At 36.2% G+C, this 19,884-nt stretch carries 21 protein-coding genes; 7 read left to right on the top strand and 14 right to left on the bottom strand.

Going from position 1 to position 19,884, the window contains the following annotated elements:
• Positions 1-143 precede the first annotated feature (143 nt).
• The 6 genes from HND50_20960 to HND50_20935 form a co-directional block, all read right to left on the bottom strand.
• On the bottom strand, positions 144-326 hold the full coding sequence (locus HND50_20960; protein NOG47721.1) for a DUF2892 domain-containing protein: 183 nt from the start codon (positions 324-326) through the stop codon (positions 144-146).
• A gap of 123 nt (positions 327-449) precedes the next feature.
• Positions 450-920 carry a hypothetical protein gene (locus HND50_20955; protein NOG47720.1) on the bottom strand — a complete coding sequence of 157 codons (471 nt, stop codon included), beginning with the start codon at positions 918-920 and terminating at the stop codon, positions 450-452.
• A complete protein-coding gene (locus HND50_20950; protein NOG47719.1) occupies positions 907-1,284 on the bottom strand; it encodes a PIN domain-containing protein in 378 nt (125 codons plus the stop codon). Before HND50_20950 ends, HND50_20955 begins: the two co-directional genes overlap by 14 nt.
• Positions 1,281-1,520 (bottom strand): hypothetical protein, encoded by a 240-nt coding sequence (locus HND50_20945; GenBank protein NOG47718.1) that lies wholly within the window; start codon positions 1,518-1,520, stop codon positions 1,281-1,283. The genes HND50_20950 and HND50_20945 overlap by 4 nt, the downstream gene beginning before the upstream one ends.
• Before the next feature lie 71 nt (positions 1,521-1,591).
• On the bottom strand, positions 1,592-2,293 hold the full coding sequence (locus HND50_20940) for a hypothetical protein (protein NOG47717.1): 702 nt from the start codon (positions 2,291-2,293) through the stop codon (positions 1,592-1,594).
• Positions 2,294-2,303: 10 nt separating this feature from the next.
• Positions 2,304-2,801 (bottom strand): GNAT family N-acetyltransferase, encoded by a 498-nt coding sequence (locus HND50_20935; protein NOG47716.1) that lies wholly within the window; start codon positions 2,799-2,801, stop codon positions 2,304-2,306.
• A gap of 211 nt (positions 2,802-3,012) precedes the next feature.
• Here HND50_20935 and HND50_20930 point away from each other — a divergent pair, with 211 nt between their 5' ends.
• Positions 3,013-4,221: a prolyl oligopeptidase family serine peptidase gene (locus tag HND50_20930; protein NOG47715.1), complete on the top strand. Its 1,209-nt coding sequence runs from the start codon at positions 3,013-3,015 to the stop codon at positions 4,219-4,221.
• Here HND50_20930 and HND50_20925 read toward each other — a convergent pair.
• A complete protein-coding gene (locus HND50_20925; GenBank protein ID NOG47714.1) occupies positions 4,218-5,162 on the bottom strand; it encodes a prolyl oligopeptidase family serine peptidase in 945 nt (314 codons plus the stop codon). The genes HND50_20930 and HND50_20925 overlap by 4 nt on opposite strands.
• Before the next feature lie 15 nt (positions 5,163-5,177).
• The gene (gene cmoB, locus HND50_20920; GenBank protein NOG47713.1) at positions 5,178-6,164 is read right to left on the bottom strand and encodes a tRNA 5-methoxyuridine(34)/uridine 5-oxyacetic acid(34) synthase CmoB; all 987 of its coding nucleotides are present in this window, start codon (positions 6,162-6,164) and stop codon (positions 5,178-5,180) included.
• A gap of 108 nt (positions 6,165-6,272) precedes the next feature.
• Here cmoB and HND50_20915 point away from each other — a divergent pair, with 108 nt between their 5' ends.
• On the top strand, positions 6,273-6,737 hold the full coding sequence (locus HND50_20915; protein ID NOG47712.1) for a hypothetical protein: 465 nt from the start codon (positions 6,273-6,275) through the stop codon (positions 6,735-6,737).
• Between the two features lie 12 nt (positions 6,738-6,749).
• Here the strand turns inward: HND50_20915 and cmoA are convergent, their stop codons facing one another.
• The 3 genes from cmoA to HND50_20900 all read right to left on the bottom strand — a co-directional run bounded on the left by cmoA (position 6,750) and on the right by HND50_20900 (position 8,526).
• Entirely contained in the window at positions 6,750-7,475 is a 726-nt protein-coding gene (gene cmoA, locus HND50_20910; GenBank protein ID NOG47711.1) for a carboxy-S-adenosyl-L-methionine synthase CmoA, read from the bottom strand.
• 128 nt (positions 7,476-7,603) lie between these two features.
• Positions 7,604-8,290 carry a hypothetical protein gene (locus HND50_20905; protein ID NOG47710.1) on the bottom strand — a complete coding sequence of 229 codons (687 nt, stop codon included), beginning with the start codon at positions 8,288-8,290 and terminating at the stop codon, positions 7,604-7,606.
• A 38-nt stretch (positions 8,291-8,328) separates the two neighbouring features.
• Entirely contained in the window at positions 8,329-8,526 is a 198-nt protein-coding gene (locus tag HND50_20900; GenBank protein ID NOG47709.1) for a hypothetical protein, read from the bottom strand.
• 256 nt (positions 8,527-8,782) lie between these two features.
• Between HND50_20900 and HND50_20895 the strand changes: the two genes are divergently transcribed.
• Positions 8,783-11,080, top strand: a complete 2,298-nt coding sequence (locus HND50_20895) for a hypothetical protein (GenBank protein ID NOG47708.1) — start codon at positions 8,783-8,785, stop codon at positions 11,078-11,080.
• A 59-nt stretch (positions 11,081-11,139) separates the two neighbouring features.
• Here the strand turns inward: HND50_20895 and HND50_20890 are convergent, their stop codons facing one another.
• The 3 genes from HND50_20890 to HND50_20880 all read right to left on the bottom strand — a co-directional run bounded on the left by HND50_20890 (position 11,140) and on the right by HND50_20880 (position 15,066).
• On the bottom strand, positions 11,140-12,231 hold the full coding sequence (locus tag HND50_20890) for a hypothetical protein (protein NOG47707.1): 1,092 nt from the start codon (positions 12,229-12,231) through the stop codon (positions 11,140-11,142).
• A gap of 35 nt (positions 12,232-12,266) precedes the next feature.
• Complete coding sequence (locus tag HND50_20885; protein ID NOG47706.1) at positions 12,267-12,785, bottom strand: hypothetical protein; 519 nt, start codon at positions 12,783-12,785, stop codon at positions 12,267-12,269.
• 559 nt (positions 12,786-13,344) lie between these two features.
• Positions 13,345-15,066, bottom strand: a complete 1,722-nt coding sequence (locus tag HND50_20880; GenBank protein NOG47705.1) for a hypothetical protein — start codon at positions 15,064-15,066, stop codon at positions 13,345-13,347.
• A gap of 229 nt (positions 15,067-15,295) precedes the next feature.
• Here HND50_20880 and HND50_20875 point away from each other — a divergent pair, with 229 nt between their 5' ends.
• The 4 genes from HND50_20875 (at position 15,296) to HND50_20860 (ending at position 19,763) form a co-directional block, all read left to right on the top strand.
• On the top strand, positions 15,296-16,138 hold the full coding sequence (locus tag HND50_20875; GenBank protein ID NOG47704.1) for a Ku protein: 843 nt from the start codon (positions 15,296-15,298) through the stop codon (positions 16,136-16,138).
• Positions 16,139-16,178: 40 nt separating this feature from the next.
• On the top strand, positions 16,179-16,787 hold the full coding sequence (locus HND50_20870) for a tetratricopeptide repeat protein (GenBank protein ID NOG47703.1): 609 nt from the start codon (positions 16,179-16,181) through the stop codon (positions 16,785-16,787).
• A gap of 719 nt (positions 16,788-17,506) precedes the next feature.
• A complete protein-coding gene (locus tag HND50_20865) occupies positions 17,507-18,091 on the top strand; it encodes a T9SS type A sorting domain-containing protein (protein ID NOG47702.1) in 585 nt (194 codons plus the stop codon).
• 31 nt (positions 18,092-18,122) lie between these two features.
• Complete coding sequence (locus HND50_20860) at positions 18,123-19,763, top strand: T9SS type A sorting domain-containing protein (protein NOG47701.1); 1,641 nt, start codon at positions 18,123-18,125, stop codon at positions 19,761-19,763.
• Positions 19,764-19,884: the final 121 nt, after the last annotated feature.

The raw sequence follows: 19,884 nt of genomic DNA, 5'->3' as shown, positions 1-19,884 counted from the left end.
CCAGTCTTATGTGTTTTGTGTGTGGAATATAAGTGAAGATTGGTAATAGTTCAATTAATGAACAAACTTCTTTTTTTGAGGAAACAGAAATAAGAGTAAAAGGATGAAGAAGGGATCAGCATGTGCCAATCCCTGAAATAAAACTACTTTTTCTTTATGGTGCTTAACTTAAATGGAAAGTACGCCGGGCAAAAACCCATAAAAGCAGTTCCCAAAGGAAGAAGGCCAACAAGTCCCCACCAGCTTTGCGCCCAAATTCCCCAGGCACCAATAGCAACACCTAATACAATACGGATAATTTTATCAGCGCTACCTACATTCTTCATATTAATCCCTTCTGTTTATTATTTGAATAATTGAATGATTAATAATAAAAAATGAAAAAAGTATTGTCAGTAACTTTAGTTACAAAGCTGATTTAAAAATTTTATTGAGCTTGTACTTGTATTTCAAACACCTTGAATTGAATAACGCCCCGTGTGTTTTTTATGCCCTTTTTTTCTGGCTATTTTTTCGATATCAACAAAAACTGTAATTGTGATTGATGTATCTGCCGGAAATATCTCCTGCCACATTGGAGTCAACTCTTTTACCGGTTCGATTGGACTGGAGACGGTGTGAAAATATTTGCCATCTTTTAAAACATTACACTCCAGAAAACTTAAATATTTTAATGATTGAACAGGAAATGGGTATTTATTTTTGAGGGTGATATAAAAACGGAGGTCTTCCAAATGAGGTGAAGTAATAGTATCATGACTGGCAGTTGCCGATAATTGTAAACTCCCAGCCTCTCCCTGCCGGATAATATTTTTTTTATTGGATTTTTGAAAGCTGCAACTTGAAATGAATAGGATTACAAAGACCGGTGGAAATATTTTAAAAAATTTATTTGAATTTATTATACTACCAAGTTGCATTGTCATAGTTTTTTAAAATCAATTTGTCCTTTGTCAAAAGTTTTGCTTGATGAAAAGAAGCTTCAGCTGTTATTAACCTGTCAAATGGATCTCGTGTCCAAACCATTGTGCTTGCTTCTTTTGAAAGATCAAATGTGTCAGTTCGGGCAAAAACAATATTTACATTTGATGTCAAATCAGATTGAGCTTCTATTGCAGTGAAATTTATTTTTCCCAGTTGATTTAAGAAACTAATTTCTAAAAATGAAATTGATGGAAAATAGAGCTCTGCTAGATCGAGTAATTTTAAGGCGTTTTTTGAAAATGGTTTTTTATTTCTTTGATATAACCAGATAATTACATGAGTATCAAGAAATAGCTTCATATTTTTTCATTCCATTCCCAGGCTTTATAATCAATTAACTCTTCTGGATCGCCATTAATTGCATCTTTTTTAAAAGGCTGTTCAAATAGCCTTTCAGTTCGTGATTGTGGCGTGACAAGGTCAATTTTTATTAAATGACCTTTGCGTTTTACAAAAACAGGTTTGCCAGTTTCAGAAACTTCATCAAAAATAGAAAAGATTTTTTCCCTTAATGATGTCAATGTTATTGTTCTCACCTTTCTACCTCATTGTTAATTTGATCCAAACATGTACACAACATAATAAAACATGTACATATTTTCAACTTTTAAAAATTATAACCTAACCCGGCAAAAAATTGATTAACACGGTTTCCATTGCTTATTGGGCTATCCTCTGCCTCACCATCAAACACATATATTCTTGTCCCCGCAAAAATACCAATCTTTCCAATTGGATAAGTTGCGATAATTTCAAGCTCGCCCACAAAAGAGCTTTCCGGGGAGTAATTTGGAGTTCCGTAATAATAATCTACTAATTTTTTATTTTGATATTGAACTCCAACCGCTGTTAACAATCGCATCGATCCAATAAAGTTTCGACGAAATACCTGTAAGTCCAGTTCCCAACTTTTATGTGCACCACTAACATCATGCAAAAAGGCTAAACGTGTAGAGAAATTTGAAGGTAAACGACGACCAATTTGGACACCAGCCTCAATCGCCCTTTTTCTCTCTCCAAATAGATTATCCTCTTTTGTGCGATATTGATGCGACCGGATTTGGGCAGCAAAGGAAGCAAAGTATGTTCCATCGCGGTAAAATGAATAGCCAATGCGGTTTGCCTCAATAAAGATCGGCCCAAAACCACCAAAGATAAAAAGACCCGGCGTTATATCAACATCAACTCCTGTGTAATTCCTGTCACGGCTTACAGCGCCAACTCCCCACAAACCATATGCAGGATCAAGCCAGCTATCTGCTTCTGATAACCCGAAAAACAGTAAAAATAGAATTATAACTTTTTTCATAATTATTCCCTCACATCATTTTATACACTTTAATATCGCCACCTGTTATCTGATTTTTTTCTTCGTTAATTTCACTCATTCCCATTTTAGCAATTACAACATGTGAAGCTATATTTGGCTTGTCAATCTTCGCATAAATCTCATCAATTAAATCAAGCTGATTAAAATATTCAATTACTTTTGAAGCGCTTTCCGTAGCATATCCATGCTTTTGATTATCCGGATGGATTGCAAATATTAATTCTAAAAGTTGGTCCTCAAAAAAACCACAGAAACCAATTGGCGATAGTTTGTCCAAAGAATTTATTAACCACAACCCAATTCCCTTTTTATCAAATAAAATATCGCTGTTAGAGATTATACTCTTCACGAATGCCTTTTCAACATTTCTATTATCACATAAATATTTCTTGATATTATCATTACGCAAGAAAGAAAAGAGAAAATCTAAATCCTGATTCTTAACCGGTATAAGTCTTAATCTTTTTGTGATAAGTTCTTTTTTCATTTTGTTAAAATATTCATTAAGCTGATTTTTGTAACTAAAAATATTTGATTCAAACAAAATAAAGAAGCAAATCATTTCAAGTTTCACAAATAGTTAAAATTATTACGAATGTATTTTCAAGACAAATATTTGTATTATTTAAGGATAAGAGATTAAACAAAAGAAAATTAGAATCGTAGAAACAACTTATTCCAACCCCAAAAGGCACATTATGTTAATTAAATCAACAACGATAAAAATTACATCAATAATTTTAATTACCATCTTTATTGGTTGTAGTGAAGAAAGTAGTACACAATCAAAAGAGACTTACGAACGCGGCGAGATAATTGAATCCAAAAATTTGCAAACATACAGCGTAAATGAAATACAGTTTGCACTAACATTGTTTGGAATTACAGAAGATATGAACCTGCAATACCCGGTTAAAGCTGTAAGTATTACTTACCAAACCAGCGATGTAAATGGCAAATTAATCGAAGCTTCCGGTGCTTTGCTTGTTCCCGTATCGTCTTCAGTTTTCCCACTGCTTAGCATTCAGCACGGCACTGAAACAAAACGAACATCCGTAGCATCAGTTAGCGCCATTAGTTCTATTGAAGGTGTAAGCGGCTTAATTACAGGATCGAAGGGTTATGTTACCTGCGTTCCCGATTATCCCGGTTTTGGGGTCTCCACTGAAATCCATCCATATGTTCACGCCAAATCTTTGGCAATTAGCGTAATTGATTTTCTTGTGGCCGCAAAAAATTATTGTGCGGACAATAACATTGTTTTAAATGAGCAGCTTTTTCTTGGCGGTTATTCTGAGGGAGGTTATGCGACTTTGGCCACACAAAAAGAGATTGAACAGAAGTACAGCCAATTTAACATAACAGCGGTTGCACCAATGGCCGGACCTTACGATTTGCTTGGAACAGCTGATTTAATCTTACAAAAAACTGAGTATCAGTCACCCACATACATTGCATACCTTTTTACAGCTTATGATGAAATTTATCAATGGGACCGGTTAGACGACATATTTACAGATGCTTATTCAGGAAGAATGCATAACTTTTTTGACGGCAGCATGTCCTATTCTGAAATTAACAATGAATTGCCAACAACAATTTCTCTATTGTTAAAAGATGATTTTATAACAGGTTTTTTAAACAGGACAGATACCACTGTAATCGCCACATTTCAGGAAAACACACTTTTGGATTGGACACCTTTTGCACCGATTCGTTTTTTTCATGGAGATGCAGATGAAACTGTGCCCTTTCAAAATGCCCTAACAGCAAAAGATACTTTATTAACAAATGGTGCTACACAAATTGAATTAGTTACAATTGAAGGCGGAACCCACAGTACTGCAGGTTTGCCGGCGGTTTTGGGTATGATTGAATGGTTCGACTCTTTCCAATCTCTGCCTTAATGATTAATCACACCTTTTTCAGTTAGCCAATCTCTGCTTATGTTAACAAGTTTAGTGGTTAGTTCCGGTTTGCGCGGATGCATATGTCCATCATCCAGAATTAAAACAGTTTTGGGTTCGGGTAATAAATTGTGTAATAGTAACCAGCTTTCCTCCGGGATTTGTTTATCCTGGTTTCCGTTTATAACCAGGAATTCATTATTCAGATGATGTAGATGGTTTTCAGGATCAACACTAAAAATAGCAGTTGAAGCCAACAGGGCGATTATTTCGCGTGTAAAAAAATTATTCTTTTTTAGATTGGCTTTTAGCATCAAATAAATATCCGCACCACCGTAGGCAATTACACCATACGATAATTGCACACTATATTTATTAGCCAAACGATAAACAGCCGGTGTAAATAAAGCGCCAAAACTATATCCGGCTATACTTACCCTTCGTCGGTCACACCAGCTTTCTTCCTTTAGCCACTTAACAACTTCCACAACCTGCGCCGGAACAGATAATACAGCGTTTCTGATTTTGGGAATTTCCAACAAGGCTGTACCGTCGTACCAGCCCGAATCATCGTAAGGATATTTATAAATGACTATGGCATTATTTCCCGGATTTTCGATAAGGGAAAAATTTGAACGGCGAATTTGTAACCCGCCAAGAATTAAAATTACAGGTAAACCCTCTTTAGGAATTATTAAAGGAAGACTGATATAAATTTTAATATTACCGGCAGATCCGGATAAGTTTACTTCCTGGTATTCACGGGGTTCACCATAAATTGAATCCTGGCTAGAGATGTTGCTGGTCTCAATTATCTCATTAATACCAAAGTCCAGCGCAGCAAGATGGTTACGGTTATGTTCCCAAATTGCCCAGACAAAAATCACGCAAAGAAGTAATGAGAAAATTAAAGCAAAATATTTTAGTATTAATTTAATCATTGCTGATCCGGGCATTTAAGTTGTACAAGTAAATATTGCACGTTTTGGTGCAGGATACCCTTCGATTGTCTTGTTTAAATCTGTAGGATCCAGAAATTCCTTAAGCGATTCAAATTCCATCCATTCAGTTACGCGCTGCTCTTCAATCGATGTTTTCGTTACATCCACCAGGCGTATATTTTTATAACCACAGCGCTTAAGCCAGCTTTCTAAAGTTAAGACAGATGGAATAAACCAGACATTTCGCATCTTTGCATATCGGCCATCAGGGACCAGCGTTGCCCCTTTTTCACCATCAATAACAAGTGTTTCCAGAACCACTTCTCCACCGTTTTGCGTCAGCTCCTTCAATTCATATAAATGATCAATCGGTGAACGACGGTGGTACAAAACGCCCATAGAGAAAACGGTATCAAAAGCCTTTAGATTCTTTGGTAAATCCTCAATCCGTAAAGGCAAAATTTCAATATTGTCAAAAGGTAAGAAGCTTTTCACCACATTAAACTGCATTACAAAATGAAGCATTGGTTCTATGCCTAAAACCGATTTCGCACCGGAAGCCAACATACGCCAGCAATGGTAGCCATTTCCACAGCCGATATCCAACACATTGCGGCCGGACAAATCTGAAATATGATTTTGCAGCCTTTGCCATTTCCAATCGGAACGCCACTCCGTATCAATATTGATGCCGCATATTTCATAGGGCCCTTTTCGCCACGGCATAAATTGTTTCAGGGCAGCTGTAAATTCTTTTGCATCATCATCGTTCAGATTATTTTTGTCACTAATCCTTATTCTATCCGACGAAATATCAAAATTGTTTTTTTCGTTCTCAATTGGGAAAAGTTGATGCAGTTTCCTTAGCGCTGCCTCCCATTTCTCAAAATCGCCATGATATTTTTGTGAAAAATAATTGTTTTTTTCTTCATCAAATTTTTGGAGAAAGTTAATTAGATCCGGATTTCTATAGTTCGAAATGAGTTTTTCAAGAGTTAGCATATAACCGTTAATTTAATTGTTAATAAAAACCTGTTTTTTCTTAACTATCATTTGATATGCAATACCAAAAATACAATCATAGACCTATCACTTTATCCAAGGATAACCATGAATAACAAAAAATACTTTATTCTACTCATTTTTCTGGGAGTAAGTTATATCCAGGCACATGATTTCTTTTTTAGCTATACATGGATACAATTTAATAAAGCTTCTGATTTGATTGAAATTCAAATTAAAATTGATAAGAATGATTTAAACCGGGCTGTAAAGAAAAGTGTAATTAACATAGAATATGAAAATGCAGTAAATAAATATTGCCAGTCCAAGGTAGAGATATTAATCAACGACAAAAAATTAAAACTAAATTATGACAAGATTCATGTTGAAGATGAGGCGGTGCGTGTGTACTTCACAACAAAATTTGAAGAGCCCAAAAAGATTCAGATTAATAATTCAATTTTACATGAGTTATTTGAAGATCAAATAAATAAAATTATTGTAATAAAAAATGACCAAAAAAAATATCTTGAACTAAGTAAAAAAGAACCTCAAAAGTCAATTGATTTTTAACCGAATAATTATTTACTTTTCTGCAACAAGCGAAACAAAATTAAAACATTGAAACCAGAGGTTCACTTTTTCAAATCCTGCTTCATATAAGCGTTCTTTATTTTTATCCAGTGTTTCCGGGATGAGAACGTTTTCTAAAGCTGTGCGTTTTTGGGCAACTTCAAGATCGCTATAACCGTTGGCTTTTTTAAAAGCATGATGCCACTCAACCTGGCTTTTCTGTTCATCAGATTTATCAAAAACTATCTTTTCAGATAAAACCAAAATTCCACCGGGTAACAATCCATCATATATTTTTTGGATCATTTTTTTTCGGTCTTCAAGTTTTAGAAACTGCAGGGTAAAGTTCAGCACACAAACCGAGGCATTCTCAATCTCAATATCCAAGATATTATCAAGAACCAGTTCAACTTTAGTGGATGAAGGATCACGATCAATAATTTTTTGGGATTTTTCAATCATTGCCAGCGAATTATCCACCGCAATAATTTTTACATTTTCCTGGTTTATATGATGACGCATAGCCAATGTTGCCGCACCCAACGAACTCCCTAAATCATAACAATTTGAATTAGATGTTACATGTTGGCCGGCCAATACACCAATCATAGCAATGGTGGTTGTGTAACCTGGAACCGACCGTTCAATCATATCCGGGAAAACATCGGCCACATGTTTATCAAATGTAAATTTTACAAGTGGATCCGTTGGTGTGGAGAATATTTTATCTTTTTTCATAATGCTAAATTAGCATCTTTCTTGAATACAATAAAACAAAAAATGCTATGTATATAATTTACTAATAAAAAAAGCCGTGAATAGAATCCCAGGCATTTTTGAATTAAAAGTTAAGTTTTGTGTAAATTCTAATCATCATCTTCACCATCATCATCTTCGTCTTCAAAGATTTCAAACGAAGCTTCAATATTATCTTCAATTATACTGCGGTTTTCAGATATCCTTGGATCTAAATCTTGTCCCTGATCATTTATAAACCATCCGGCAATATCAACGGAAATAACTATATTTGTTGATGGTGAGTTTTCATCTAAAACAAGCGGTTGATCAAATTCTTTTTCCTGTTCAGCTTCAATGTCACTTGTAAAAACAAAAGCCTCGCTGGAATCGCCATTTACAAATCCTTTAACAAGAACACTTATATCCTGTAGCACAGGATTCTGGGCATACACATCACCATCTTTAGGGTCAAGGTCATCAATTTCAATTTCTGTTTCTTTATAGCTGCCAAATGGGACTTCAACTGACTCTATTTCATGGAGATTATTTCCGCTTACCAAATCCTGAATAAAAGGCTGTTCAAACTCAAAATCCAATGAATCACCAAGACTGCTTTCAAACTCAATTTCATCAATTACAATACGGGCTTCAGTAATCGTGATTGTGGAAGTCGTTTTAGCGAAAGTACTAGAGCCATTTCTGATACTTATTTTAATTGAGCCTTCCGTTGGCGTTGGAGATGTTGATTCCGAACAATTCACTAAAATAAAACTTAAAAAACTTAATATTAACAATGATTTCATAACTTTCATCACTTTGCTCTCCTTATTTATATTTTTAATTTTCAATATATTTATTTTATTATCCTTGCATAGTTTATATTTTTGAGAAAATCCTCAGCTTCTCTTATTGGAAATTTTAGGCTGCGTACTTTGTTTTTTATCCAGCCCGTTTTGAAACCTCCCCAAAATAAACCCGATCTTTTATGGCAAATATAAACCAGCTCATCCATGGAGCCATTTTTTCTCGAAACTAAATTTTGATTTTGCATGATCAATATCCTTTTTGATTATACATTCCGATCTCAATATGTCAATAAACGTGCCAACGAGTTAAACACATAAAAAACAATAGACTATAAGAATCTTTTATTTTTTCATTGAAACATAAGTAGTGTATTTATATACCACGTAGCGCAAATATTGCTCTATTAAAAATTCAAACTATTGTTTTCAGATTGACCGAACTCAGGTTATTTAATGAATTTTTTTTATATTCAAATCAATTAAGTATGGTACTTTTGAGTCATGGCAAAAAACAAACAACTTGTTGAAATTGGCAAACACAAAATTGACCTGACCAATCTGGATAAGACACTTTACCCGGATGATCAAATCGTCAAAGCTGAGATTATTCAATATTATCTCAAGATTGCACCTACTCTGCTCCGCCATATTAAAGGCCGTGCCCTTTCTTTTATTCGCTACCCCGATGGAATTGACAGCGAATCTTTTTTTACAAAAAACAAACCGCAATATGCCCCGGACTGGATTGAATCTGCAAAACTTGGTAAAGAGAAAAAGAATTATATCATTGCCATAAATGATGCTACCCTTGTTTGGACGGCCAACCTTGCTGCCATTGAAATCCACCAGGCCCAGAGCCGGCAACCGGATTTTGATAAACCTGATTATTTTGTACTTGATCTCGACCCACCAGATGGCTTTCCCTTTTCAAATATTATTGAAATGTCATTCGATGTAAAAAGACATCTGGAAAGCTATGGCTATATACCCTTTGTAAAAACTACCGGACGTAAAAGCGTTCATATTGTAGCACCGATTGAAGCAAAATACAGCTATGGTGATATTGCCGTGGCTACCCTGGAAATCGGTAAATCTTTTGTAAAGAAATATCCAAAAACTACCACATTAAAAATTCAGAAAAACGCCCGAACGGAAAAAGTACTAATCGATATTTATCGAAACCGCGGCTCGCAAACAATAATCTCACCCTATAGTTTACGCGCTTTTCCCAAGGCACCCGTTTCCATGCCAATTACCTGGGAAAAGCTGGAGCAAACAAAAGCCATTTCAGATTATACAATCCACAACGCGTTAGACCTGGTTTTAGAAGAAGGTGATGCCTGGGAATCCATTGGCGCATACAGCACAGAGCTTCATACAAAAAGAACAAAATCTGTATCTGCAGGAAAACCAAAAAATGTCGGCTCATTAAAAAAATATAAAGAAAAACGTGAGTTCACTAAAACGCCAGAGCCAGGCGAAGAATATCCTGCGGGACAAGGGAATGCATTTGTGGTTCACCGCCATCATGCATCACGCTTGCATTATGATTTGAGGCTCGAACAAGATGGAGTTTTAAAAAGCTGGGCTGTTCCCAAAGGCTTGCCTCCACGACCAGGTATAAAACGGTTGGCCGTTCAAACAGAAGATCATCCGTTAAAATATTTGGATTTTCACGGCACAATCCCAAAAGATGAATATGGCGGTGGAGACATGTGGATTTATGCGCGTGGAAAATACCAAATCAGCAAGACCAAAAAGAACGGTTTTTATTTTCGATTGCAAAGTAAGGCCTTAAGCGCGGAATATAGAATTCATGATACAGGCAATAATCAATGGCTTTTGGAGCGTGTGGAAAATCCGCAGATTGATTATCTGGATCAACCCATTTTGCCGATGCTTGCTGAAAGTGACAAGAAAGTTCCGGTCGGAGAAGATCAAATCTATGAAGTAAAATGGGATGGTATCCGGGCCATGATTTCAATTGAAGATGGTGCGGTTAGAATTTTAAGCCGAAATCAAAAAGATATTACTGCACAATTTCCTGAACTGTGCCTGCCTGAAGAATCCTTTCGTATTTCCACCGCATTGTTTGATGGCGAAATTGTTTGTCTTGATGAGAGTGGTCGTCCCCTTTTTAAAGATGTCATCCGGCGCATGTTTCAAAAACATGAAGGATCTATTGAAAGAGCCCGGAGAAAACATCCTGCAGTTTGCTACTTATTTGATTGCCTTTATTTAGATGGCAGACCTTTAATTAATGAACCTTTATGGCAACGAAGAGAATGGCTTGAAGATTCGATAAAACCTGAATCCAACTACCGTATGAGCCAGGCAATTGAAGATGGACCCGGGCTTTTTAAAGCTGCAAAGGAACATGGCCTGGAAGGAATTATGGCCAAGGATAACACCAGTCTTTATTATCCCGGAAAAAGAACCAGCGGGTGGACAAAAGTTAAAGTTCGCAACACGATTGATTGTTTGATCATTGGTTATACTGAAGGTAAAGGTGACCGCTCTGCCCTGTTTGGCGCGCTTCATATTGCAAAACAAGAAAAGGACGGGCTGAAATATTTGGGCAAGGTTGGAACCGGTTGGAGCGCCAGACAGATGGAAGAAATTCTGTCGGAATTAAAGAAAATTGATCCTGCGTCTAAGTTGATTGAAGATGAAATTATTGATGAGAAAGTAACCACCTGGCTTTCACCACAACTTTGGTGCGAGGTTCAATATGCATCCCCTACACCAAATGGAACTTTGCGGGAACCTGTTTTTATGCGCTTTAGATTTGATTTGTAGTTTTCCTAAGAAATAAAAAAGCCTGAAAAATGATTCAGGCTTTCTATGAATTAGATGTGTTATTTTGCTGGTTTTTTACCAGTTACATTTGGCCTGGTTGGTGCTGCTGATGTCCCAATTCCATATCCGCTGGTTCTTCCTAATACATTGTCCTCAGCATCTATTAAAGCAATAGGTGCCGCGTCGGTTTCAGGAGCATCACCCTTCACCGTGAACTTTACAAGAGTATCCGAAGCTTCACCCATATCAAGAACATCACTTTCACCCAGTTTAACACTTACTGTATTCTCAAGGTTTGTGCCAACAATTTTATATGTACTTCCACGAGTAAGCAAAGTCCCAGAAACAGGAGTGTCATCATCATTATTTACTGCTGTCACACGCACCTTGTCCAATAAAATAGATCTGAGATATTCTACAAATTCACCAAACTCCGAACTTTCTGCTACTGATTCTAAATCGCTTGAAAATTGCTTGATAAATTTTGGTGTTACAAATAGGTAAGTATCTTTGTGCATATGCCATGTGCTTTCCGCCTCTTCTGCCTTAAAACAAGGGCCTATTTCTAAAGATGCTTTATGATCATGTACATTTATATAAACAACTATTACAGTCACAAGTGGCATGCCCAAAAGATACTCACACACAAAAACAATATTTGCGACAGAACTATCTGTGTCCGAGGTGTCAGCACCAATTTTTAAACCTTCTTGTCCTATTGATGATAGCATTCCCTGTGCGAACGATAATGCTCCAGCACCCGTGGCCAAACCAAGCAATCCTTCAATTAGTTCTTTACTAAATGTTAATCCAAATGATTTTGTTTTGTGTTCAATATCTTCTTTTGTTACCCATGCAAAAAGGCCTGATCCACCTAAAATTTTCTCCAGAGCCGTATAATTATAAATTGAATATGGCTCATCAGTTTTAGGGTTTGTAGTAGTTGTTATTGCCCGGGTCATTGCAGCAAAAAAAACAGATACTTCTGCAAAAACATCCCTAACCGATTGCTCTATGTCTTTTGAATTTTCTTCTGTTGATGCCATCATAATATTACCAGTTTCATTAAAAATATAATATTTGGTTGCTTGAATATTATGTGGGTCTTCAGATGGAATTAATAACTGCGTTTCTTTTTTTTCTCCAGCCATGTTAAGCTCCTTTGTTTATATGTTTAAAAAATAAACTATGCTCTAAGCCAACCATCAGGTTCTGTCCAAACAGCCATCAGGCAGGCAACTTCACCAGTGAAAATTGATCTGAAAATTCGATGATTTTCCCAGGTGATTGATAAAACCCTGTCTACTGCCCCCTGGCTAAATGGCAAGGCAAGCATTATACTTGTTGATTCGCTAAAATCAGTGTTTCTTTCATCATTTAGCTTTTTAAGATCGCCATTAACACCACTAACAAAACGGTTACGGTTAAAGAAGGATTCTGCTTTTATTTCAACAGGAATTTGATAATCCGTATCTAAATCAACATTTAAAAGTAAATCAACCTTTTTTCTTGAAGACGTAAAGATTGATTGTTCCCTCAAAATTTCAATTCGAGAATCCACGGATAAAATATATGCTGTTAAATCAACCTGAATCCAACCTTCCCAGCCACCATTAACAGTCCAGTTATATTTAAACTGACCATTACGCCTTCCGGCCCATTGCGTAACGGCATCTGAGAATTGCTGTACACTGAGATTACTCATTAATAACCTCCGGTTTTTTAATCATTTATGGATAATACAATACAGGTATGCTGTTGCATAAGCTGACCTGTGTAAAAAAGTAGGTAATAGAATGGAAAGATCACGTGCGGCTTAAAAAGAGCATAAGCAAAACCTCCTTAATCCCCTCTTTGTTTATGTCATCCGGACGTTTATTGGTTTCCTGAAGAATATTTATTGCAGTGTAAACCGACAAACATAAGTATGTTTAGTTTTATTCCGATGGAAATATTAAAGCAAAAATTGCCTGGACAAAAACGGTGACGCAGCTGAATTGAAGGATAAATTTCGAGAAGAAACGGGAATAAAAACTGGGCAAGAGCTTCAATAAAGTTAACTTTGGTGCGAGGTTCAATATGCTCCCCTCACACCAAATGGTACTTTGCGCGAACCTGTTTTTATGCGGTTCCGGCATGATTTAGAAATTTCCTAATCCATATTATAAATTTTTCTAATATCAAAACCCGGAAACTGCAGATGACTATCTTGTTTATGGTGTAATGGATTTTCCAAAGAAACTTTTCATTTTCACCTGATAAATTTATTTTTCCTGTTTAGCAAGTTCATTGCTTGTCTCATTCATCTTAATCAATGCATAAACATCATCTGTTGTAATTGCAACCATGGCAAATGATGGCACGCTGCTAAACCCTCTTTCCCCAAAAGGTTGTAAACTGTTATTTTCCAGGCGAAAGACCGAAGGCTTACGTTCAAATTCCTGATCACAAATACCAAAATATAAATGATTGCCATCGTAATTAATACTTATGTCATTTGCTTTATAAAACTCCTGGAGCGGGCCATTGGGTAAAACAAACTCGCCAAGATCGTTAATGCCGGTGATATCAATTTTCAAGATACGAAGTGTTTGCTTGTCTTCATGACGAAAACAGGCATAAACAGGCTTATCTTCGTATGTTAACAATTCCAGTCTCCAGTCTTGTTCATTTTCAAACCCCATAGGCAAGGTACCAATTTTATTGAAAACACCATTTTCATGTTTTGCTGCTTTTAAACCTACACTATCCAAAAACACCACAAAAATGTTATCAATATCCTGTACAAAAGTTGCTAAATGATGAACAAATGGATTTAATGAATGGGCAGGCCAATCATCGTAAAACGGCTTTACAAAGTTGCGTAAATCATATCTCACCGGTTTGTATCCCGGATCCAGGAAAGTGTGCCGGTTAAGAATATTAATACTCAGTACAGTTTCCCATTCGTGTGTTCGCCCATCTTCAATATAAGACCTGTCAGCCACCCAGGCGCTAACTAAATGCTCACCCCAGGCGCTAATATCTAAATCACCACTTCCGCTATGATATGTCCAGGATGTATCTCCAATTATTACAAGATTATCTTCAACATAGTTAAAATATTCTGTTTGAGGAGAACTAACATAAATATCATTCCCGGGTCCCCACATTACATGCGTATAAGTGGAATACAAATGGCCGTCTCGAGATTTATAAGTTGGATGATCATACTCTGTGGGGAAGTCGATATTAAAAGGTTGAAGCGGATAATCAGAATATTTTTCAAAATCGTTATTTGTATAACCAGATGTTTCTAGCTTAAAATCCAAAGTTAGATTTGAAATTGGATCATACTCCCGTGATTGATAATAAAACAGAGGCGTATTTCCACCTCGAGAAGAAATTATAGGTGTAATTTCCCGATACTCAAGACCTTGTACAAATCCTGCCGGTGTCCATCCCGAGCCAGTAATAACAGTTTCATATTCTTCGGATTTATAAGATATGTTATAGGCACCAGTATAGTCATCATCTTCAATAGAAAACCAAAATCGTCCCTGATAAAGGCCTGCTGCGATATCATGAACATCTACCATTAACAAGCCGGTTTTTGCCTGGTTAGAATATTTTACATTTACCTGGTCATCTATTTTTTCAATCATGCTAATATTCAAGCCACTGGGATAAGAATAAACCCCTTCTCCGGTAAACTGGTTTGGAAACCCCACAAATTGGATCAACAAAGTGCGGCTGTCATTTCCTGACTTATTATCAACAGTAAGGGTGAAAGTTGTAGCCGTAAAGACTGGTTCGGAAGTTTCATTACAAATATTTTTTTTATATTTTTTATCACCAAGCTCGAAATAACTGTCCGATTCATAGCCATTACCAGTTAAACCGCAATCGAATAATATGTCTTTTTCTTCTTCCTGAGGTGATGAACTTTCGCTGCAGGCCATAAATAGAAAAGCAATTATTGATATCAATAAATAAAAATTATGCATCTTATATATCTCCTAAATTTTCAAAGGTATAGCTTCAAAAATAATATTATCTGCTCGATGGATAAGATATTTTAAGGATTGTTGAATACTTCGTTGAAACAGTTTATGTTACTTCAAAACAGAAATGAAGTGAATCTGTTGATACAGGAATTAATATTTAAAGTATCACGTTAAATTTATATTGTACGACAATATTGATTATTTATGAAAAAAACAGATTGAGGTCAACATGAGAGCAATTTGGAAAGGTCATATTCGTTTTTCTTTGGTAACAATTCCAATCCGTGTTTATGGTGCCATTGAAAGCAGCCAGACTGTACGGTTTAATCAGCTGCATAAAGATTGTAACGGAATGGTTGGCTATCAAAAAAAATGCAAAAAATGCGGAGAACAGCTTAACAAAGAAGAAATTTTAAAGGGCTACCAGTATGAACCTGAACAATTTGTCCTTGTTGAACCTGCCGATTTTGAAAAACTAAAACTTAAAAGCACAAAAGCGATTGACATAGAAGGATTTGTTGATGCCGAGGAAGTGCATACAAGTTTGTTTGATACACCATATTTTGTTGGTCCGGATGGCGAAGTGGCAGCAAAACCATATAGTCTTTTGATGCAGACTTTAAAGAAAACGGGTAAAATGGGTATTGGCCGGGTTGTTTTGCGAGACCGCGAAGATGTTGTCTTAATTGCCCCAGAACAAGATGGTATCATGTTTTACAAGTTGCGTTATCCTGACGAAATCCGCGATATAAATAAAGTCCCTGATATTAATACAACTGATCCTTCTTCAGAAGAAATGAAACTTGCAGAAACCCTCGTAGCATCGATGAATAAAAAATTAACTGAGATTGAGTTAAAAGACCGCTATGGTGACGCACTGCGTGAAATGATTAATGCTAAAATTGATGGTGAAGAAATTGTTACGATGGAAGAAGAAGAAAAAGAAGTTGTTGATATTATGACCGCTCTTAAAAACAGCATTGAACAGGCCAAAGAAAGTAAAAAGCCAATGAAGAAAGCAACTGGCAAAAAGAAAGTTAAAACTGAAGAAAAAGAATTGAAAACAGCGTAATAATTATCAATTGTCAATTAATAATTAACAATTAAAAAACATGAGCAACATATTTAAGTTACATAAAGAAAAGCCAGTACGCTTAGGCCATAAAAAAGCCAAAAGCAGTAAAAAGCAACAAATGGAAGATAAAGGCCAGCAAAACCTTTTTGAAAAACCTTCTCCACAAATTTTATCGCTTCCAAAAAAAATGAGTGCCTTTGAACAGGCTTACCTTAATGACGAACAAGGCAATCCAAATGCGAAAGCTGCGTATTTAAAAGCAGTAGAAAGTGGCGATTATAAAGCTGATGCATATTGTAATTTAGGAATCCTTGAAGCCCATGAAGGAGACTACGTAAAAGCAATAGATTATTTCTCTCTTGCCCTGGCAACTGATCCGCGCCATTATGAAGCCCATTTTAATTTGGCCAATCTTTATTTTGACAATGAAAATCTTAAGTTGGCAAAACTGCATTATGAAACTGCTAAAAATATCGAACCTGAAGATCCAAATATTTATTTTAACCTGGGACTGGTCCAGGCGATGATTGGTGAAATAAGTTCTGCAATTAAATCCCTTTCCACTTACTCACAAATGGTTGGCAACAAAAAAGCCGGAAAAGCAATTGACCTGGTTAGCCAACTGACGCATTCACAAAAAGCCTAAAAAAAAGCATTCTCTTCTGAAATAATTTAGACTGCATAACTATTAAGATAGTTATGCAGTTTTAGTTGTTAGTAGTTAATTATTGTCATGTAACCACCGTCACAACTAACCGCGAAATTCTTTTTATTTTTACAACCTTTTCAACCAGGAGAAACGCATGTCAAAAATCGTTATTCAATCCATATCCCGCTTTTGATGGATTGATGATTTTTCCAACATTACTGATAACAGCCTTAAGGCCCAATTTGACAGACTAGGAGAATAGTATGAAAAATTCTTTAAGCATTTTTTTACTTTTATTATTGATGAGTCCCGTGGTAGCTCAATTCAATAACTCTGCTCATTTTTTTGGTGATGCCGGATATATAAAAATCGAATCAGACAGCAGCCTGCAAATGTCCGAAGAAATTACTTTGGAAGCTTGGGTAAAAATAGATTCTTTTCATAATAGCCAGATTGGGATTTGCGGTACATGGGATGATAATATCGGAAATTTTCGTACTTATTTTTTATGGATCAGAAATAATAGACCGGAATTTTTAGTCTCCAATAATGGAAGTGGTTTTCAGCGTGTATTAGGAAAAACTTTGTTGGCAGGAAAATGGTATCATTTAGCAAGTACATTTGATGGAACTAAACTTAGCTTCTACCGAAATGATACATTGGATGCGGAAGCTTCAATGACTGGCCCAATAGCAACAAATAATAGACCTTTCTTTATTGGCCGAACTGAATCAGGTAGCAACGGTGCGGATTATTTATTTGGCAATATTGATGAACTGCGTGTTTGGAATAAAGCAAGGAACGGTAAGCAGATTAAGTCAACCTCCCAAGATACTTTATCAAAAAACTATTACAGCACAAAAGACAGTGGTCTTGTCGCTTATTATCGTTTTGATGAAGTTATTGTCACGGATTCAGATTCTACCCTGAAGGATTTATCGGTTGAAAGTAACGACGGCACAGTAATTGGTAAGGTTGAATTCGATTCCTCAGTTATTATAACAAATCTGCCACAAAAGGCTTTTCCAAAAGCAGCGAGCAATTTCCAGCTTTTGCAAAACTATCCCAATCCATTTAATCCAATTACAACGATAAGATATGAGCTTTCTGAAAATAGCAAAGTAAATATTTCTGTGTTTGATTTAACCGGCCGGAAAATAAAAACACTCGCAAGTGGCCAACAATCAACAGGCGTACACGAGTTGGTATTTGACGCTTCTGTTCTTACAAGCGGCGTTTACATTTACAAACTCATAACCAATTCATTTGAGAAAAGCCGTAAAATGATTGTATTAAAATAATATTATTCAAACATTTGATAAAGGAATAATTATGACAAAATCCATTTTTATTTTCATTTCCGCCGTTTCCTTTGCTTTAGCTCAATGGCCATCTGATCCAGACATAAATTTGCAAATTAGCAAAACAAATATTTCTTATGGATGGGATTTTGCTGCTACATCAGATGGTAACAATGGGGTAATATCCGTTTGGGCCGACACACGAAAAGGAACGCAAACTTTATATGCTCAACGTGTAGATGATGCAGGTAATTTATTGTGGGATTCGATGGGTGTGGAGATTTCCGTTGACTCTCTTCAGTCTTTTTCCCCAGCGGTTTTGAGTGATGGTGAAGGCGGGGTTTTCATAGTTTGGGAAAAAAATATTGGTTCCGGTAATCTTTATGGACAAAGAATGAATGCTTTTGGAGAAAAACTATGGGCAGATACAGGAGTTGTAATCTGCTCAGCAACCCGGCGCCAATCATCTCCGAAAATCATATCTGATGCAGATGGCGGTATTATTATTACGTGGACTGATAACCGGGGCGCATTTGGTACTTATGATGATATTTATGTTCAAAGAGTTGATCAAAATGGAATTGCTATTTGGCCCAAAAACGGAATTATGCTGCACTCAAATAAGGGAGAAGAACGATATCCCGAAATTATCCCCGATGGAAATGGAGGAGCAATTTTTTGTTGGTGGACATTAGGACAAAGTATTTTCACACAAAAGATCGATGTAAATGGAAACCTTAAATGGGGTGGTGGCAAAAGAACTTCTTTATTGCCTACAAATTATCCCACAAAAACAATGGTGAGTGATAATGCTGGAGGAGCTATTTTATTTTGGAGTTCCGGGCAGGATATTTCTGCCCAAAGGGTTGATAGCTCCGGATCTCTGGTTTGGGGAGATACTGCAGAAATAGTTTTGGATTTTATTGATGGAGCACAAGACATTCCCAATGCCCTTGCGGATGGTGAAGGAGGTGCATACGTTGTTTGGCGCGATGCACGGCCCGGTGCGAATAATGCATTTATTTATTTACAACATTTTAACGCGAATGGAGACCAACTCTGGACACCTGGTGGAGTTTCTATAAGTAATTTTAATACTTATATCCCAACCCCGCTCATCACAAAAGCTCCCGATAACTCCGTTTATATTGCCTGGGAAGACACTCGATCATCACAATATTTATGGACACAACGTATAAACCCTGATAGTTCACATCATTATCAATATGGTGGTGTACAAACAGCAAAAGGTGTGGCCAATTGGTCGGATCACAAAATATTTACCACAGAAGAAGGAAGCATGATTGCAGTTTTTTCAGATGGCAACGATATCCGGGCAAAAAAAATTCATCCTGATGGAAGCCTGGGAACGGTCACTACAATTGCAGATAATAGTTTGATTAAACTTTCCGGATTTAATCTTTACCAAAATTATCCGAACCCATTTAATCCAAAAACAGTTATTCGTTATTATTTAACAAGAGCAAGTAATGTAGAGTTAACTGTTTATGATTTATCGGGTAAGGAAATAAAAACAATAGTTAATACGAAACAAGCATCTGGTGATTATAAGATTGTATTTAATGCAGAAAACTTTTCAAGTGGGGTTTATTTTTATACGCTGAAAACAGACAATCAAACCTTGAGCAGAAAAATGATACTACTAAAATAGTATCAAATGATACCATAGCTTGTCTTTTTAGAACATTTAATTGCCTAAAGGGATGAGCTCAATATACTGTTGAACGACGCGTTTAGACAAGCGTGTAATTAAAGAAATAGAATTAATATCA

The sequence above is a fragment of the Calditrichota bacterium genome (genome assembly GCA_013112635.1).
Taxonomy (GTDB): Bacteria; Calditrichota; Calditrichia; order Calditrichales; family J004; genus JABFGF01.
The sequence above is the reverse complement of the archived record's forward strand: the minus strand, read 5'-3'. Positions and strand labels throughout refer to the sequence as shown.

Excerpts from the sequence above, each read along its gene's own strand:
- HND50_20960 (NOG47721.1), bottom strand. The coding sequence starts at position 326 with ATGAAGAATGTAGGTAGCGCTGATAAAATTATCCGTATTGTATTAGGT.
- HND50_20955 (NOG47720.1), bottom strand. The coding sequence starts at position 920 with ATGCAACTTGGTAGTATAATAAATTCAAATAAATTTTTTAAAATATTT.
- HND50_20950 (NOG47719.1), bottom strand. The coding sequence starts at position 1,284 with ATGAAGCTATTTCTTGATACTCATGTAATTATCTGGTTATATCAAAGA.
- HND50_20940 (NOG47717.1), bottom strand. The coding sequence starts at position 2,293 with ATGAAAAAAGTTATAATTCTATTTTTACTGTTTTTCGGGTTATCAGAA.
- HND50_20935 (NOG47716.1), bottom strand. The coding sequence starts at position 2,801 with ATGAAAAAAGAACTTATCACAAAAAGATTAAGACTTATACCGGTTAAG.
- HND50_20930 (NOG47715.1), top strand. The coding sequence starts at position 3,013 with ATGTTAATTAAATCAACAACGATAAAAATTACATCAATAATTTTAATT.
- HND50_20925 (NOG47714.1), bottom strand. The coding sequence starts at position 5,162 with ATGATTAAATTAATACTAAAATATTTTGCTTTAATTTTCTCATTACTT.
- cmoB (NOG47713.1), bottom strand. The coding sequence starts at position 6,164 with ATGCTAACTCTTGAAAAACTCATTTCGAACTATAGAAATCCGGATCTA.
- HND50_20915 (NOG47712.1), top strand. The coding sequence starts at position 6,273 with ATGAATAACAAAAAATACTTTATTCTACTCATTTTTCTGGGAGTAAGT.
- cmoA (NOG47711.1), bottom strand. The coding sequence starts at position 7,475 with ATGAAAAAAGATAAAATATTCTCCACACCAACGGATCCACTTGTAAAA.
- HND50_20900 (NOG47709.1), bottom strand. The coding sequence starts at position 8,526 with ATGCAAAATCAAAATTTAGTTTCGAGAAAAAATGGCTCCATGGATGAG.
- HND50_20895 (NOG47708.1), top strand. The coding sequence starts at position 8,783 with ATGGCAAAAAACAAACAACTTGTTGAAATTGGCAAACACAAAATTGAC.
- HND50_20890 (NOG47707.1), bottom strand. The coding sequence starts at position 12,231 with ATGGCTGGAGAAAAAAAAGAAACGCAGTTATTAATTCCATCTGAAGAC.
- HND50_20885 (NOG47706.1), bottom strand. The coding sequence starts at position 12,785 with ATGAGTAATCTCAGTGTACAGCAATTCTCAGATGCCGTTACGCAATGG.
- HND50_20880 (NOG47705.1), bottom strand. The coding sequence starts at position 15,066 with ATGCATAATTTTTATTTATTGATATCAATAATTGCTTTTCTATTTATG.
- HND50_20875 (NOG47704.1), top strand. The coding sequence starts at position 15,296 with ATGAGAGCAATTTGGAAAGGTCATATTCGTTTTTCTTTGGTAACAATT.
- HND50_20870 (NOG47703.1), top strand. The coding sequence starts at position 16,179 with ATGAGCAACATATTTAAGTTACATAAAGAAAAGCCAGTACGCTTAGGC.
- HND50_20860 (NOG47701.1), top strand. The coding sequence starts at position 18,123 with ATGACAAAATCCATTTTTATTTTCATTTCCGCCGTTTCCTTTGCTTTA.